The sequence below is a fragment of the Pseudomonas sp. WS 5411 genome (assembly GCF_012985595.1).
GTDB classification, from domain to species: Bacteria; Pseudomonadota; Gammaproteobacteria; order Pseudomonadales; family Pseudomonadaceae; genus Aquipseudomonas; species Aquipseudomonas shahriarae.
Map to the genome: position 1 here is coordinate 129,385 of NZ_JAARMC010000002.1, position 14,966 is coordinate 144,350.

Sequence of the window (14,966 nt, forward strand, 5' to 3'; positions counted from 1 at the left end):
CCCTGTTTCAAGTTCGACGCCGGTAAAGTTGTTTTGCTAGAGTGCGTCGCTGTCCTTGTCTACAAAGCCCAGCTGCCAATGCTCCCCCGCGCCGAACAGAAGCAACAGACCCGCCTTGCCTTGATGGACGCAGCCCGCCATCTGATGGAGGGTGGCCGTGGGTTTGGTAGCCTGAGCCTGCGTGAAGTGGCAAAGAGCGCCGGCATCGTGCCCACCGGTTTTTACCGTCACTTTGCCGATATGGACCAACTGGGCCTGGTGCTCGTCAGTGAGGTCGGCCAGACCTTCCGCGCCACCATCCGCCTGGTACGCCACAACGAATTCGTCATGGGCGGCATCATTGATGCCTCGGTGCGGATCTTTCTCGATGTGGTAGCGGCCAACCGTTCGCAATTCCTGTTCCTGGCCCGCGAGCAATACGGCGGTTGCCTGGCCGTGCGCCAAGCCATCGGCGCGCTGCGCGAGGACATCACCTCGGACCTGGCAGCCGACCTGACGCTGATGCCCAAGCTCCAGCACCTGGATGCCGACGGCTTGCATGTGATGGCCGACCTGATCGTCAAGAGCGTGTTCGCCACCCTGCCCGACATCATCGACCCGCCCGCCGCCGCCCTGCCGCCGCATCTCACGCCCCAGGCCAAGATCACCCAGCAACTGCGCTTCATCTTTATCGGCCTCAAGCACTGGCAAGGCCTGGGCAGCACCGAGTAGCGCGGTCAACGCACCGTGTGAAAACGCTTGGCGGTGGTGTAGTTCTTCTTCCAGTAGTTGTTGGCCAGGGAGTCGATGCGGATGCTCTTGCCCTTGCGCGGCGAATGAATGAACTTGCCCTCACCCACATAAAGGCCGACATGGCCGACCTGGCTGCTGCCATTGGCCTTGAAAAACACCGCATCGCCGGGCTGCAGCGCATCACGCTTGATCGTCGCCGCCGTTGACCGGTGCATCGCCGCCGTGGTGCGCGGGATGACAATATTGGCCTCGGTCTTGAACAGATAGACCAGCAACCCGCTGCAATCGAACCCCTGCTCCTGGGAGCTGCCGCCCCACGTGTACGCGGTGCCCAGCAACTCATGGGCGCGGTCGACCACACTCTCGATGGTGGGTTGCGGCACGGCCTGCAACGATGAACTGAAAGGGGCCAGGGAGGTGGTGCGCTTATTGAAGTTGGCCGAAGCCGATGAGGTGATGCCAAACAGACCGACCATGACTACACATAAAAATGACTTAAACATGAGGAACGTCGCAATGGATTAAACACGGGGGCGAAATCCTAGTGAAACGACGCGTAGAAATATGAGCGAGGAATCCCCTATGCGCGTAGGAGCAATCCCAAATCAACCCTGGGACAAGTAGCTGAAGGAAACGCCCTGCAAAACACCTGGCGGGCCCCGCCAAAACCGCCCAATTCGGGTGCTTACGCAGCCCATGACGCACCACAATGAATCACTCCCTCACCACCCCCTCGCCCCGTTTAGTGGCGCAACGCCCCAGACCTACGGCGTTTTCCTACGTCCAGCAGGGTTGGCAAGCCCCTTGCTCTAGCCTGTTTATCGCTCATAGCTGGAAGCTTCCTGATGCTGGTGATCCACCGCCGAATCGCCCCCCAACCCACCTGGGCCGCAGAGTTGCTGCTGAACTTCGAAGCCCGCAGCAAAAGCCGCCTGCGCTGTTTCAGTGCCGAGGGAGAAGACGTCGGCCTGTTTCTGGAGCGCGGTCAGCCGCCGCTGCATGATGGGGAATTCCTACAAGCTGAAGACGGACGTGTCGTACGTGTCTGCGCGCGCCCTGAACAACTGCTGCACGTGACCTGCAGCAGCGCGTTCGAGCTGACCCGCGCGGCCTATCACTTGGGCAACCGCCATGTGGCCCTGCAAGTGGGTGACGGCTGGCTGCGCCTGCTTGATGACTACGTGCTCAAGGCCATGCTCGAGCAATTGGGGGCCCATGCCGAAACCCTCGAAGCACCGTTCCAGCCCGAGCACGGCGCCTACGGTGGCGGTCATCATCACTCACGCCACGGTGACGAAGACTTCAACTACCCGCCCAAACTGCATCAGTTCGGCGTGCGCCTGTGAACCCGGCCTGGGCGCTGTTGCGTCTGGCCAGTCCGCAATTGCCGATTGGCGGCTACAGCTATTCCCAGGGCCTGGAAATGGCCGTGGACAATGCCCGTGTCAGCGATGCCGACAGCGCCCGACGCTGGATCAGCGACCAACTGCTACTCAACCTCGCACGCTTCGAAGCGCCGCTGTTGCTTGCCCATTGCCAGGCCGCCGCCGACCAGGACTGGGCGCGCCTGCGCCAGCTCTGCGAAGAGCATCGTGCCAGCCGCGAAACCCGCGAACTGTTCCAGGAGAGCCGGCAAATGGGCTACTCCCTGCAACAACTGCTCAACGGTCTGCCGGAACTGGATGACGCAGCGCGCCGCTTTCTCGACGCCACCCCCGAACCCCACCTGGCCCTGGGCTGGGCACTTGCCGCGCGCGCCTGGGCGATCAGCCCCGAGGATGCCCTGGCCGCCTGGCTGTGGAGCTGGCTGGAAAACCAGTTGGCGGTGCTGATGAAGACCCTGCCCCTGGGCCAGCAGGCCGCCCAACGCCTGACCAGCGAGCTGCTGCCGTTGCTGCAACAAGCCCAGCAGGACGCCCGCCAGTGCGATCCCCACCACGTTGGCAGCGCCGCGTTCGGCCTGTCCCTGGCATGCATGGCCCACGAGCGCCAGTACAGCCGCCTGTTCCGTTCCTAGGAGAAACCCATGAACACACAACCTCTGCGCGTCGGTATCGGCGGCCCCGTTGGCTCCGGCAAGACCGCCCTGACCCTGGCGCTGTGCCTGGCCCTGCGTGATCGCTACAACCTGGCGGTGGTCACCAACGACATCTATACCCGCGAAGACGCCGACTTCCTGGTGCGCAACCAGGCCCTGGCACCCGAGCGCATCATCGGCGTAGAAACCGGCGGCTGCCCGCACACGGCGATTCGCGAAGACGCGTCGATCAACCTCGAAGCCGTGGATCAACTGAACCGGCGCTTCCCAGGCCTGGACCTGATCCTGGTGGAGTCGGGCGGCGACAACCTGTCGGCCACCTTCAGCCCCGAGCTGTCGGACCTGACCATCTACGTGATTGATGTGTCGGCCGGCGACAAGCTGCCACGCAAGGGCGGGCCGGGGATCTGCAAGTCGGACCTGTTGGTGATCAACAAGATCGACCTGGCGCCGCTGGTCGGCGCCTCGCTGGAACTGATGAACAGCGACACCCAGCGCATGCGCGGCGGCAAGCCGTTTGTCTTCAGCAACCAGAAAACCGGCGTCGGCCTGGAAGAAATCGTCGCCTTTATCGAACGCCAGGGCCTGCTGACCGCAGCCTGATCCCTTACCAAGGAGCTGTTTATGAGCCTCAACAAACTGTTTGCCGCCGCCACCCTGCTACTGGTCCCAGCCCTGGCCTTTGCCCATCCGGGCCACGGCGACAATGGCCTGGTGGCCGGCATCAGCCATCCCCTCGGCGGGCTGGACCATCTGCTGGCGATGCTGGCCGTCGGCCTATGGGCGGCGCAGCAACAAGGGGCGGCGCGTTGGGCGCTACCGTGTACGTTTGTCGGCACCATGCTGCTCGGCGGCGTGCTGGGGTTTGAAGGGTTGGCCTTGCCGGCCCTGGAAAGCGGGATTGCCGCGTCGGTACTGGCCCTGGGCCTGGCGGTGGCCTTGGCGATTCGCCCGCCGGTGGCGCTGGCCGTGGCCGCAACAGCGGTGTTTGCCCTGTTCCATGGCGTGGCCCATGGCCTGGAGCTGCCGGACATGACCAGCCCCTGGGCGTATGCAGCCGGGTTTGTCGGGGCGACGGCGGTGCTGCACGCGGCCGGGTATGCGCTGGTGCGCTTCTTGCCGGCTGCGGCGGCGCCGCTGGTGCGGCTGGCGGGCGCGGCTTCGGCGGCGACCGGGGTCTGGTTGCTGGCGGGCTGAGCCTTGCGGCGCCTGTAAGGGCCCCATCGCAGGCAAGCCAGCTCCCACATTTGAAGGGGTTCACAACTCAAAAATGGGGAGCGGGCTTGCCCGCGATAGCGCTCGCACAGACACCACTGTTCTCAAGCCTGCTACCATGCGCGGCAAACACCCCTGCCGTGACGACGCCAGCCGATGCCCATCGCTCCAAGCTCCGCCCACAAGCCTCAATTGAACGCCGTGCTCACGCACTTCAACGACCTGATCGTGCCGCTCTGGCAGGGTCCGGGCTGGAATGCCGAGCTGGCGTTGCCCTATGAGGCGCTGGACGCCGACCACCGCCCCTTGCCCCCACAACGCTACCGCGCCATGGCCTGTGCCCGGCAGTTGTATGTGTTTGCCAGCCTGATCGGCGAGCCAGGCAAAGCGTTTGCGCAAGAGCGCGCTGCGGCGTTGTTTCGCTCGCTGCAACGGCACTTCCATGACGCCGAGCACGGCGGCTGGTTCTACAGCATCGACCCCCACGGCAATCCGCTGGACCAGCGCAAAGACCTCTACACCCACGCGTTTATCATCTTCGCCTGCGCCCATTACTGGGCCAAGGTCCGCGAGCCGTTGGTGGAGTCGGTGCTCAATGCCGCCCTGGAAGTAGTCGCCGAGCGCTTTGCCACGGGCGACGGCCTGTATGAGGCGGTCCTGGAGCGTAACTGGTCGTCCCTCAAGTCCGGGCCGCTGCAGAACCCGCTGATGCACCTGGCCGAAGGCTTCCTCGCCACCCTCGCGGTGCGTGAAGACGCGGCGGTGCAACAGGCCCTGCTGGCACTGGCGACGGCCATGCAACAGCGCTTTATCGAGCACCAGCATGGCGTGATGATGGAAAAACCCCTGGGCGCTGTGGATAACTGGTTCGAGCCGGGGCATCAGTTTGAATGGTTCTTCCTACTGGAGTCCTCGCCCCTGCTGCGCGGCACTGCGCTGCATGCCTCGCTGAGCCGGGCATTTGCCTATGCCGAGCAAACCGGTGTGGATAACCTCACTGGCGCCGTCAGCGGCATGTTGGCGCTGGACGGCAGCGTGCGTGACGCCACCCAGCGCATCTGGGCCCAGGCCGAGTACCTGCGGGCACTGACCTTGCGCCCGGGCAGCGCGGCGGTGCTGGAGCGCCAGTTGCTGGCGTTGCAGCAGCACTTCCTGCATGCCAGGGGCTGGAATGAGTGTCTGGATGCCAAGGGTGAGGTGAGCCGGCGGGATATGCCGTCGACTACGCCTTACCATTTGGCTACCTGCTATCAGGGGTTGAGCGAGTTTCTCGGCTGATTTTCCCGGCCCCATCGCAGGCAAGCCAGCTCCCACACTTGAACGGGTTCCATCGTTGGAACGCAGTCGAATGTGGGAGCTGGCTTGCCTGCGAGAGCCTCACCTCGGTCTAACCGCCGATCACGCAATCCACTTGCGATCCCCAGTAAAACTGATCGTCAGCCACCGCGCCTTGTCCGGCGCGCCCAGCCCTGTGGATATCTCTTCACGTAGCCCGTCGAGCGTCGCGACCTTATCCACCGGGTAATCGGCCGGCAACACCACATGGATCTCGATAAACCGCGCCCGCCCGTGTTTCTGCACGTAGGACACGTAGTCCTCGAAACCATGCCGGGCCTGGGCCGCATCCATCACTTCGCGCACCTTGTCGTCCAACTGGTCCGGGGCAATCCCCAGCACGTCACGCAAGGCCGGACGCAGGATCTTCAAGGCCGGCGCCAGCATGCTCAGGGCCAGCAGGATCAGGATCAAGGGGTCGACATACACCGCCCACTCGCCGTAGCCCTGGGACTTGAGCAACAACGCGGCCAGGAAGCTCACCAGCAGGCCCACGGAGAGCATCGCGTCCACCAACCAACTGATGTTGTCGAACTGGATCAGCGACGACTGCAGCTTGCGGTTGCGGTGGCGCACATAGAAGAAGTAGGCGAACTCGACCACGGTAAACACCGCGGCGTAGATGATCACCAGCCCCAACTCGATCTCGCGCCCGCCATTGATAATGCCGAACACCCCGTTGAGAAACGCGTAGATGGCGATCAACAGCAGGAAACTGCCCTCGATCAGCAATACCATGGGTTCCAGGTGCCAGTAGCCGAACTGGAAGCGGTCATTGCTTTTCTTGGCGATCAGCTTGGCCGTGATCAGCATCAGCACCTTGATAAAGGTCGCGATCAACGAGAAAAAGCCATCGAATAAAATGGATTGGGCGCCTGATATCACACCCGTGACAATCCCGGCGATCGCCACGGCGAACATCAGGATGGTCGATTGTTTGAGCAGTGCCTGCTCACCTCGGTTACTCACATATCCTCCTGTCAAAACCTTTAAACCGCTGGTTGCGGTGGGGTTTTCAGGAGTGGAGTGTACCTTATGTCGCCTTTTGGCCGATTTGCCGCCTTCGCCGGCAACCCCGGCTCCCCCATTTGATTGCATTTCAGAAGAGGGAGCCGCGCTGCAGGCGGCGCGGTGCTAAGCCTTATTTAGCCCCACGCTCAATCGCAAACCCAGCCCAGGTCTGGCTGACCGGCATCAGCTCCAGGCGGTTGATGTTCACATGCGCCGGGGTGTTCATCACCCAGAAGATGGTGTCAGCAATATCTTGCGGCTGGATCGGCTCGGCGCCCGCATAGGTGGCGTCGTAACGCGCCTGGTCACCGCCGAAGCGCACCAGGGAGAACTCGCTCTCGCACAGGCCCGGCTCGATGTTGGTCACGCGTACGCCGGTGCCTTGCAGGTCGCAGCGCAGGTTCAGGGAGAACTGTTTGACGAACGCCTTGGAGCCGCCATACACGTGGCTGCCCGGGTACGGGTAGTTACCGGCGATGGAGCCCAGGTTGATGATCCCGGCGCCACGACCATGGGCGATCAGGCGCGGCAGCAGCAGGCTGGTGGTGGTCAGCAGGCCCTTGATGTTGGTGTCGACCATGGTTTCCCAATCGTCGAGGCTGCACTTGGGCGCCGGGTCGGTGCCCACGGCCAGGCCGGCATTGTTGATCAGCCCACGCAGTTTGCTGAACGATGGCGGCAGGTTGGCAATTGCCTCTTCCATGCCCTTGCGATCACGCACGTCCACCACCAGGCCATGCACCTCGGTCTGCTTGGAAAGCTCTTCGACCAGGGCATTCAAGCGCTCGGCACGCCGGCCGGTGAGCACCAGTTTCCAGCCAGCCTCGGCAAAGCGACGGGCACAGGCTTCGCCGAAACCTGAAGTTGCGCCAGTAATAAACAGCGTGTTGGACATGGTGTTCTCCTTGCGGGCATCGGGAAAAAATCAGCCAGCAGAATGCCCTTACGCCGCCGTTGCGGCAACCGCTATGCACATAACGTCATGCACACCTGATCATTTTTTAATCACTCCAAGTAAAGCCTTATAAACCGTGGCCTGCAGCCATATGCGCGCAGGTTATCCACAGCTGCGCCCACAGTCTTTGGGGGCAAGTACAAAACCCTCCAGGCCGCTATGTACAAGGCTTTCAGGGCGATTCAAAAAGTTTTTTGCTTGACCTTGGGCGGGCCATATGTAGGCCCCTGCGGGAGGATGAGTCGGGATGCATGGCTCCAGGCCAGTAAATCCGGCCTCTACACCAGTCTTTCCAGAGTTTAACCACAGACTTATCCACAGGCTTGAATGTCATGTTTCGGTCATATACCTGTGTCTATGAACAGGTTGACAAAACCTGCGACACTCCACAAAAAAGCCCCTGATCAAAAAACAACCATAGCGCTACAGGCCGCGTAGATAAAGGCTTGCAGCCAGCTACTCCCATGTTACCCACAGCCGGTTCCACAGTGGATGGGGACAAGTCATTTGTGTGACAAAACAGGGATTTGCGGCGGCTATATGTCGCGCTTGAGGAGGTGTGTGGATTTGTTTTCCACAATTTGCCGGAGGGCCTGTGGACGACCGAAAAATGCAGGCGCCCGCTGATCGTTCCCACGCTTCGCGTGGGAATGCCGCCAAGGACGCTCTGCGTCCCAAAGCGTGACGCCGAGCGTCACAGGATGCGCTCCCACGCGGAGCGTGGGAGCGATCAGGCCGGGTTAGTGCCCGCCGAGGTAGGCGTTGCGCACTTCCTCGTTCACCAGCAACTCCTTGCCGGTGCCGGTCAAACGGATTTCGCCGTTGACCATCACATACGCCCGGTCAGACAGGCGCAACGCATGGTTGGCGTTCTGCTCCACCAGGAAGATGGTCATCCCGGTGGCGGCCAGCTCGCGCAAGGTGGCGAAGATCTGCTTCACCACAATCGGCGCCAGCCCCAGGCTCGGCTCATCGAGCAGCAACAGCTTGGGTCGGCTCATCAATGCCCGGGCAATGGCGAGCATTTGCTGTTCGCCACCGGACATGGTCATCGCCCGCTGGTTACGCCGCTCCTTGAGCCGTGGAAACAGCTCGAACATGCGCTGCATATCTTCGCTGGCGTGCTTGTCGCCAATGGGGATGGTGCCCATCAGCAGGTTTTCCTCGACGGTCATGTCCGGGAACACCCGCCGCCCTTCCGGGGACTGGGCGATGCCGTTGGAGGCGATGTAGTGGGACGACTTGTGGGTGATGTCCACGCCCTGGTAGAGGATCTGCCCGGACTCGGCGCGCGGCTGGCCGAAGATCGACATCAGCAGCGTGGACTTGCCCGCGCCGTTGGAGCCGATCAGGCTCACCGTTTCACCTTCGTCGATGTGCAGCGAGACTTTTTTCAGGGCCTGGATCGGGCCGTAAAACACGTCCAGGTCCTTCATTTCGAGGATAGGCGTACTCATACCAACTCCTCTTCATCGGCGCCCAGGTAGGCCGCAATCACTTTCGGGTCGTTACGGATCGCGTCCGGCCCGCCCTCGGCGATGACGTTGCCGTGGTCCAGCACCACGATGTGGTCGGAAATACTCATCACCATGCCCATGTCGTGTTCAATCAGCACCACTGTGAGGTCGTGTTCGTCGCGCAGCAGGCGAATCATCGCGCTGAGGGCTTCGGTTTCCTGGGGGTTGAGGCCCGCTGCCGGTTCGTCCAGGCAGATGATCTGCGGCCGGGTGCACATGGCACGGGCGATTTCCAGGCGGCGCTGCTGGCCGTAGGAAAGCTCGCCGGCCAGGCGGTTGGCACAGTCCACCAGGTCCACTACTTCCAGCCAGTAAAAGGCGTGGTCCAGTGCATCGCTTTCTGCCTTGCGGTAGCCCTTGGTGTTGAGAATGCCCGCCAGCATGTTGCGGTTGACCCACATGTGCTGGGCCACCAGCAGGTTTTCCACCACCGACATTTCCTTGAACAGGCGAATGTTCTGGAACGTACGGGCCAGGCCGGCACGGTTCACCAGGTGGGTGCCGCCGAACATCTTGTAGTACACCCGGCTGAAAAAGCTCTTGGGCGACACGAAGTCGGTGGGTTTGAAGCGCTCGCCGAGCAACTGGATCACGTTGGTCTGCTTGCCACGGATATTGAGTTCGATCTTGCCGCCGCTGGCCGTGTAGAAGCCGGTCAGACAGTTGAACACCGTGGTCTTGCCGGCGCCGTTGGGGCCGATCAGGGCGAAGATCGAGTTGCGTTCGACCTTGAGGCTCACATCGCTCAAGGCCTTGATGCCACCGAAGTGCATCATCAGGTGTTCCACGTTGAGGACCACTTCCTTGCTCATGGCGCTACCCCCTTGCGTGGTGTCACACCGGCACGGCTGATCCGGATCAGGCCACGCGGCCGCCAGATCATCATCACCACCATCAACACGCCAAACAGCAGCACACGGTACTCGGAGAAGCTACGCAGCAGTTCAGGCGCCACGGTCAGCACGAACGCGGCAATCACCACGCCCACCGTCGAGCCCATGCCGCCCAGTACCACGATGGCGAGGATCAATGCCGACTCGAAGAAGGTGAACGAAGACGGGTTGACGAAGCCCTGGTAGCTGGCAAAGAACACCCCGGCCAGACCGGCCGTGGAGGCGCCGATGGTGAAGGCCGAGAGTTTGACCAGCACATGGTTCAGGCCCATGGAGCGGCAAGCGATCTCATCTTCACGCAGGGCTTCCCAGGCGCGGCCTACTGGCATGCGGGTCAGGCGGTGCTTGATGTACAGCACGGCCAGCACCACCAGGAACAGCACGATGTAAATGAACAGGAATTTCACGTTGGGGTTGTAGGCAATGCCGAAGAACTCATGGAACGGCACCCCGCCTTCTTTGGCGCGGCGGCCGAACTCCAGGCCGAGGAAGGTCGGCGATGGCACCGGCATACCGTTCGGCCCGCCGGTAAACGACAGCCAGTTGTTAAGCACCAGGCGGATGATTTCACCGAAACCCAGGGTCACGATGGCCAGGTAGTCACCGTGCATTCGTAACACCGGGAAGCCGAGTATGCACCCCGCCAACGCGGCCGCAATGGCCGCCAGCGGCAACACCGTCCAGAACCCCAGCCCGAGGTATTGGTACCCCAGGGCCAGGCCATAGGCGCCGATGGCGTAGAACGCCACGTAACCCAGGTCGAGCAACCCGGCCAAGCCCACCACGATGTTCAGGCCCAGGCCCAGCAACACGTAGATCAGCCCGAGGATCACCACGGTCAGCAGGTATTTGTTGGCAAAAAACGGAAAGACAATGGCGATCACGATCAGCGCCGGGATGATCCAGCGCAGCCGCGACTTGTAGTCCGGCGCCAGCACATGCACCCCGGAGCCCGAGCTTTCAAAACCCTGGAGGATCTTCAAGCCCTTGGGCGTTTGCAGGAACAGGCTCATGACCAGCCGCCCGGCCATGACGATGGCGACCAGCAAGCCCACGCGGGCCGGCTCCAGGTTGAAGCTGTAGCCGTCCAGGACCACGCCGACGATAGGGCCGAACACGATCAGGGAAATCAGCCCGGCGAGGACCGCATCGACCACACTTTTCTTGATATCAATAGATTTGGCAGCAGACATGTTTACACCTTCGCCACGAGAGGGCGACCAAGCAGGCCCTGGGGACGGAAAATCAGAATCACCACCAGCAGGGAGAAACTGAACACGTCTTTGTAGTCAGAGTTGATCAACCCCGAGAACAGCGACTCGGAAATCCCCAGGATGATCCCGCCCAGCATCGCCCCAGGCAGGGAGCCGATGCCGCCGAGTACCGCTGCGGTAAATGCCTTGATGCCGATGATAAAGCCGGCATAGAAGTCGAACGTGCCGTAGTTCAGGGTAATCAGCACACCGGCCAGGGCCGCCATGGCGGCACCGATGACAAACACGTAGGAAATCACGCGGTCGGTGTTGATCCCCAGGATCGAGGCCATCTTGCGGTCTTGCTGGGTCGCACGGCACATGCGGCCGAGCTTGGTGTACTTGATGATGTAGGTCAGCAGCGCCATACCGGCAAAGGCTGCGACCAGGATAAACACCTTGGTGTAGGTCAACTGGACGAACCCGGTGCCGATATCGACGCGCCAGGCGCCGGCCAGCAGGGTGGGAATGCCTTGTTGCTTGGCGCCCTGGGCGATCTGCGCGTAGTTCTGCAGGATCAGCGAAATCCCGATGGCGCTGATCAGCGGGGCCAGGCGCGTGGAGTTACGCAACGGTTTGTAGGCGACACGCTCGATGACCCAACCGTAGACGCCCGTGACGACAACGGTGAACACCAGGGTGCCAAGAATGAGCAGCGGGAAGGATTCGAGGCCGAAGTAAGCCAGCAGTGCCAGACTGATCGCCGCGAGGTAAGCGGAAATCATATAAACCTCGCCGTGGGCGAAGTTGATCATGCCAATGATGCCATAGACCATTGTGTAGCCGATGGCGATCAGGCCATAGACCGACCCGAGGGTCAGACCGTTGACCAGTTGCTGCAGGAAAATACCATCCATAACGCAATCTCACGCGGTGAGAACCTGCACACCGTGGGGTGTGCGGTCCTTCTGGAGGAAAAGACAGATCTGGTGCCGGACGCAATGGCCCGGGCAACCGCGATCCAGTGTGGGAGCTGGCTTGCCGGCGATAGCGGTCTCACATTCAACACAGGTGCTGGCTGTCAGTCCGTCATCGCGGGCAAGCCCGATTCCCACAAGGGGTCGGTGGTGGCTGGTTGATTACTTCTGCTTTTCCAACTGGTGGTATTTGCCGTCCTTGTCCCACTGGTACACCACGTAGTCGGAGACTTTCAGGTCACCCTTGGTATCCCATTCTTTCTTGCCCATCACGGTTTGCACCGGGTTGGCCTTGAGCCACTTGGCTGCATCTTCGCCCTTGTTGGACTTGGCGCCGTTGAAGCCGGCGGCCAGGGCCTGGATCGAGGCGTAGGCGTACAGGGTGTAGCCTTCAGGCTCGGTGCCATTTTTGCGGAACTCTTCCACCACGGCCTTGCTGTCTGGCAGCAGGCGCGGGTCGGCGCCGAAGGTCATGTAGACGCCATTGACGTACTGCGCACCACCGGCGGTCGCCACCAGTTCGTCGGTCACGACACCGTCGTCGGACATGAACTTGACGTCGTTGAGGCCGGCTTCACGGATCTGGCGTACCAGTGGACCGGCTTCCGGGTGCAGGCCGCCGAAGTACACAACGTCGGCACCCAGCGAGCGGATCTTGGTGACCAGGGCGCTGAAGTCTTTTTCGCCACGGGTCAGGCCTTCTTCCAGCACCGGCTTGACGCCGCGCTTGGTCAACTGGGCGGCGGTGGCATCGGCCAGGCCTTTGCCGTAGGTGTCCTTGTCGTTGATGACCGCGACTTTCTTGCCCTTGAGCACGTCGACGATGTAGTCGCCGGCCACGATGCCTTGCTGGTCGTCACGCCCGCACATACGGAACATGGCCGCCAGGCCACGCTCGGTCACTTGTGGGTTGGTGGAGCCTGGAGTGATTGCGATGATGCCCGCTTCGTCGTACACCTCGGAGGCTGGAATGGTGTTGGACGAGCAGAAGTGGCCGACCACACCGATCACTTTGTCCTGGTCGGCCAGGCGGTTGGCCACGGCCACGGCCTGCTTGGGTTCGCACGCATCGTCACCGGCCACCAGCTTGATCTGTTCGCCGTTGATCCCGCCCGCCTTGTTGATCACATCGGCTGCCGCCTGGGCACCTTTCATGTACTGCTCACCGAAGGCTGCGTTGGCGCCCGTCATCGGCCCCGCCACGCCAATCTTCACATCAGCTTGAACAAACGTAGAAACACCCAGCGCGGCAGCTACCGCGAGGGCCAGGAAACCTTTCTTGTAAAACGTCTGGGACATGAGTGGTGCTCCGAGTTTTTTGTTGAATGGGCACTGCAATTTCACTTCAAACTTTCACTTGAAACCTTCACCGGAAAGCTGAGAGCAAGCGGCGTGCCATTGCGTTTTTATATTTCAAAAAGACACGGTGTCATTGTTATTACAGGCGTTTCGGTGCCTTTTTGCCGGGACGTGCAACCCTCTGGAACGCAGAGGTGCAACCAAAGGCCCGAAAGAGTGAAACCCGCCGATTGGACTGATGTCAGCCAGCCATCAAGCGCCCCTTCGGACATCTGTAACCACGCGCGTAACGGAAGTGCACATTTACAGTGCGTCACTGCTACGACTCGCACCAATACAGATTAGTAGCCGGCTAAGAAAACGCCGGCTTTTGGGCGGTATTTCGCTGATCAGATGACAATTCGCAGGCATTGGCCGGCGTGATACAACGAAAACCCGGCTTCATACAGGCAACTGCGCAGGCCTACCCCGGCCAGGGGCTGCATCGGTGCAAACGGAATCGGCAGAGCCTGGGGATCCTGGTGACACAGGTAGTCGGCAAATGCCTTGCCCACCACCGTCCCGGTGGTCACGCCACGCCCGTTGTAGCCAGTGACGGCCACCAAACCGGGCGCGGGCTCGAACAGCCGCATCAGATGGTCCGGGGTAAAGGCGATACAGCCGGTCCAGGTGTATTCCCAGTCCACCGTCTTGAGGTACGGGAAATAGTGCTGCTGCACACGGTCGGCCCAGGCCTTGAGGAACCAGGCGGGCTTCTGGTTGCCGTTGCCCAGGCTGCCCAGCAACAAACGCCCGTCGGCATCACGCCGGATACTGCTCAGCACCTGACGGGTATCCCAGGAACCCTGGCCGCCCGGCAGGATTTGTTGCGCGGCGGCATCGGTCAACGGCGCGGAGGCTACCTGATAGTAATAACCGGGGAAAAAGTTGCGCCGCAGCTCGGTCCATTCACCTTCGGTGTAGGCGTTGGAGGCGATCACCACTTGTGCAGCCTGCACCGCGCCCTGGGCAGTTTGCACAGACCAGTGCTGGCCCTGGCGCTCCAGTTGGGTCACCGGGGAATGGTCGAACAATTGCCCACCCAGGCCCACGGCTGTATGGGCCAGGCCGCTGGTGTAGGCCATCGGGTTCAAGGTACCGGCACGCCGGTCGAGCAAGGCGGCGGCGATCTTTCGGGTGCCGGTGGCCTGCTCGCACGCGGCCCCCGTCAACAGTTCGACCGGCGCACCACGGCGCTTCCACTGTTCCTCGCGGCTACGCAGGTCCGCTTCGCCACGGGCGTTGTGCGCCATGTGCAACGTGCCCTCGCGGCGCAGCTGGCAATCAATGTTGTATTTGTCGATCAGGCTGAACACCAGGGACGGTGCCGCGCCGAGCATGCGGTTGAGCTGGCTGCCCACCGCCGTGCCGAAACCGGCCTCGATCTCGTCCGGAGGAATCCACATCCCGGCGTTGACCAGCCCCACGTTGCGCCCCGAACCGCCATGGCCGGTGCGATGGGCCTCCAGCACGCAGACACTTTTGCCTTGCTCCAGCAGGTGAATGGCCGCCGACAAACCGGTGATACCGGCGCCGATCACGCACACATCCACCTTGACCTCACCCTTGAGGGCGGCGCGATTCGGCCGGCCAGGGGTCAGTTGTTCCCACAAACACGCTTCGCGTAATGGCATTGCCAGACTCCGGGATCTAACCAACAACGCTTATTCTGAATTGCGAACCCAATCGGATGTGGGAGCTGGCTTGCCGGCGATAACGATGGTGAATCCAATACCGCTATCGCCGGCAAACCAGCTCCCAC

Annotated in this window: 15 protein-coding genes; 6 read left to right on the plus strand and 9 right to left on the minus strand. The window is 61.7% G+C overall.

Annotated features, from left to right (window positions below; all coding sequences use genetic code 11):
• Positions 1 to 78 precede the first annotated feature (78 nt).
• On the plus strand, positions 79 to 711 hold the full coding sequence (locus HBR93_RS04465; RefSeq protein WP_057958175.1) for a TetR family transcriptional regulator: 633 nt from the start codon (positions 79 to 81) through the stop codon (positions 709 to 711).
• Between the two features lie 5 nt (positions 712 to 716).
• Here HBR93_RS04465 and HBR93_RS04470 read toward each other — a convergent pair whose 3' ends face one another.
• Complete coding sequence (locus HBR93_RS04470; protein ID WP_057437473.1) at positions 717 to 1,235, minus strand: C40 family peptidase; 519 nt, start codon at positions 1,233 to 1,235, stop codon at positions 717 to 719.
• Between the two features lie 342 nt (positions 1,236 to 1,577).
• Here HBR93_RS04470 and ureE point away from each other — a divergent pair, with 342 nt between their 5' ends.
• From ureE to HBR93_RS04495, 5 genes are all read left to right on the plus strand, one after another.
• The gene (ureE, locus tag HBR93_RS04475) at positions 1,578 to 2,078 is read left to right on the plus strand and encodes an urease accessory protein UreE (protein ID WP_057437471.1); all 501 of its coding nucleotides are present in this window, start codon (positions 1,578 to 1,580) and stop codon (positions 2,076 to 2,078) included.
• Complete coding sequence (locus HBR93_RS04480; RefSeq protein WP_057437465.1) at positions 2,075 to 2,749, plus strand: urease accessory protein UreF; 675 nt, start codon at positions 2,075 to 2,077, stop codon at positions 2,747 to 2,749. The genes ureE and HBR93_RS04480 overlap by 4 nt, the downstream gene beginning before the upstream one ends.
• Positions 2,750 to 2,758: 9 nt before the next feature.
• The gene (gene ureG / locus HBR93_RS04485) at positions 2,759 to 3,373 is read left to right on the plus strand and encodes an urease accessory protein UreG (RefSeq protein ID WP_003217431.1); all 615 of its coding nucleotides are present in this window, start codon (positions 2,759 to 2,761) and stop codon (positions 3,371 to 3,373) included.
• Between the two features lie 21 nt (positions 3,374 to 3,394).
• The gene (locus HBR93_RS04490) at positions 3,395 to 3,967 is read left to right on the plus strand and encodes a HupE/UreJ family protein (protein WP_057437463.1); all 573 of its coding nucleotides are present in this window, start codon (positions 3,395 to 3,397) and stop codon (positions 3,965 to 3,967) included.
• A 174-nt stretch (positions 3,968 to 4,141) separates the two neighbouring features.
• On the plus strand, positions 4,142 to 5,263 hold the full coding sequence (locus HBR93_RS04495) for an AGE family epimerase/isomerase (protein ID WP_169959878.1): 1,122 nt from the start codon (positions 4,142 to 4,144) through the stop codon (positions 5,261 to 5,263).
• Between the two features lie 120 nt (positions 5,264 to 5,383).
• On the opposite strand, the gene HBR93_RS04500 is transcribed toward HBR93_RS04495, so the two are convergent.
• From HBR93_RS04500 to HBR93_RS04535, 8 genes are all read right to left on the minus strand, one after another.
• Positions 5,384 to 6,289: a cation diffusion facilitator family transporter gene (locus HBR93_RS04500; protein WP_057437459.1), complete on the minus strand. Its 906-nt coding sequence runs from the start codon at positions 6,287 to 6,289 to the stop codon at positions 5,384 to 5,386.
• A 172-nt stretch (positions 6,290 to 6,461) separates the two neighbouring features.
• The gene (locus HBR93_RS04505) at positions 6,462 to 7,226 is read right to left on the minus strand and encodes an SDR family oxidoreductase (protein WP_057437457.1); all 765 of its coding nucleotides are present in this window, start codon (positions 7,224 to 7,226) and stop codon (positions 6,462 to 6,464) included.
• Between the two features lie 800 nt (positions 7,227 to 8,026).
• Complete coding sequence (locus HBR93_RS04510; RefSeq protein WP_057437450.1) at positions 8,027 to 8,743, minus strand: ABC transporter ATP-binding protein; 717 nt, start codon at positions 8,741 to 8,743, stop codon at positions 8,027 to 8,029.
• Entirely contained in the window at positions 8,740 to 9,615 is an 876-nt protein-coding gene (locus tag HBR93_RS04515) for an ATP-binding cassette domain-containing protein (protein ID WP_057437448.1), read from the minus strand. Before HBR93_RS04515 ends, HBR93_RS04510 begins: the two co-directional genes overlap by 4 nt.
• Complete coding sequence (gene livM / locus HBR93_RS04520; protein WP_115127266.1) at positions 9,612 to 10,889, minus strand: high-affinity branched-chain amino acid ABC transporter permease LivM; 1,278 nt, start codon at positions 10,887 to 10,889, stop codon at positions 9,612 to 9,614. The genes HBR93_RS04515 and livM overlap by 4 nt, the downstream gene beginning before the upstream one ends.
• Positions 10,890 to 10,891: 2 nt before the next feature.
• Positions 10,892 to 11,806 (minus strand): branched-chain amino acid ABC transporter permease, encoded by a 915-nt coding sequence (locus tag HBR93_RS04525; protein WP_057437447.1) that lies wholly within the window; start codon positions 11,804 to 11,806, stop codon positions 10,892 to 10,894.
• Positions 11,807 to 12,028: 222 nt separating this feature from the next.
• Positions 12,029 to 13,165 (minus strand): branched-chain amino acid ABC transporter substrate-binding protein, encoded by a 1,137-nt coding sequence (locus HBR93_RS04530; RefSeq protein WP_057437446.1) that lies wholly within the window; start codon positions 13,163 to 13,165, stop codon positions 12,029 to 12,031.
• Positions 13,166 to 13,554: 389 nt separating this feature from the next.
• Positions 13,555 to 14,838, minus strand: coding sequence for an FAD-binding oxidoreductase (locus HBR93_RS04535; RefSeq protein WP_169959879.1), 1,284 nt, complete (start codon positions 14,836 to 14,838; stop codon positions 13,555 to 13,557).
• Between the last annotated feature and the right edge of the window lie 128 nt (positions 14,839 to 14,966).

Coding starts and splice junctions, on each gene's coding strand:
- HBR93_RS04465 (WP_057958175.1), top strand. CDS start 79: ATGCTCCCCCGCGCCGAACAGAAGCAACAGACCCGCCTTGCCTTGATG.
- HBR93_RS04470 (WP_057437473.1), bottom strand. CDS start 1,235: ATGTTTAAGTCATTTTTATGTGTAGTCATGGTCGGTCTGTTTGGCATC.
- ureE (WP_057437471.1), top strand. CDS start 1,578: ATGCTGGTGATCCACCGCCGAATCGCCCCCCAACCCACCTGGGCCGCA.
- ureG (WP_003217431.1), top strand. CDS start 2,759: ATGAACACACAACCTCTGCGCGTCGGTATCGGCGGCCCCGTTGGCTCC.
- HBR93_RS04490 (WP_057437463.1), top strand. CDS start 3,395: ATGAGCCTCAACAAACTGTTTGCCGCCGCCACCCTGCTACTGGTCCCA.
- HBR93_RS04495 (WP_169959878.1), top strand. CDS start 4,142: ATGCCCATCGCTCCAAGCTCCGCCCACAAGCCTCAATTGAACGCCGTG.
- HBR93_RS04505 (WP_057437457.1), bottom strand. CDS start 7,226: ATGTCCAACACGCTGTTTATTACTGGCGCAACTTCAGGTTTCGGCGAA.
- HBR93_RS04510 (WP_057437450.1), bottom strand. CDS start 8,743: ATGAGTACGCCTATCCTCGAAATGAAGGACCTGGACGTGTTTTACGGC.
- HBR93_RS04515 (WP_057437448.1), bottom strand. CDS start 9,615: ATGAGCAAGGAAGTGGTCCTCAACGTGGAACACCTGATGATGCACTTC.
- livM (WP_115127266.1), bottom strand. CDS start 10,889: ATGTCTGCTGCCAAATCTATTGATATCAAGAAAAGTGTGGTCGATGCG.
- HBR93_RS04525 (WP_057437447.1), bottom strand. CDS start 11,806: ATGGATGGTATTTTCCTGCAGCAACTGGTCAACGGTCTGACCCTCGGG.
- HBR93_RS04530 (WP_057437446.1), bottom strand. CDS start 13,165: ATGTCCCAGACGTTTTACAAGAAAGGTTTCCTGGCCCTCGCGGTAGCT.
- HBR93_RS04535 (WP_169959879.1), bottom strand. CDS start 14,838: ATGCCATTACGCGAAGCGTGTTTGTGGGAACAACTGACCCCTGGCCGG.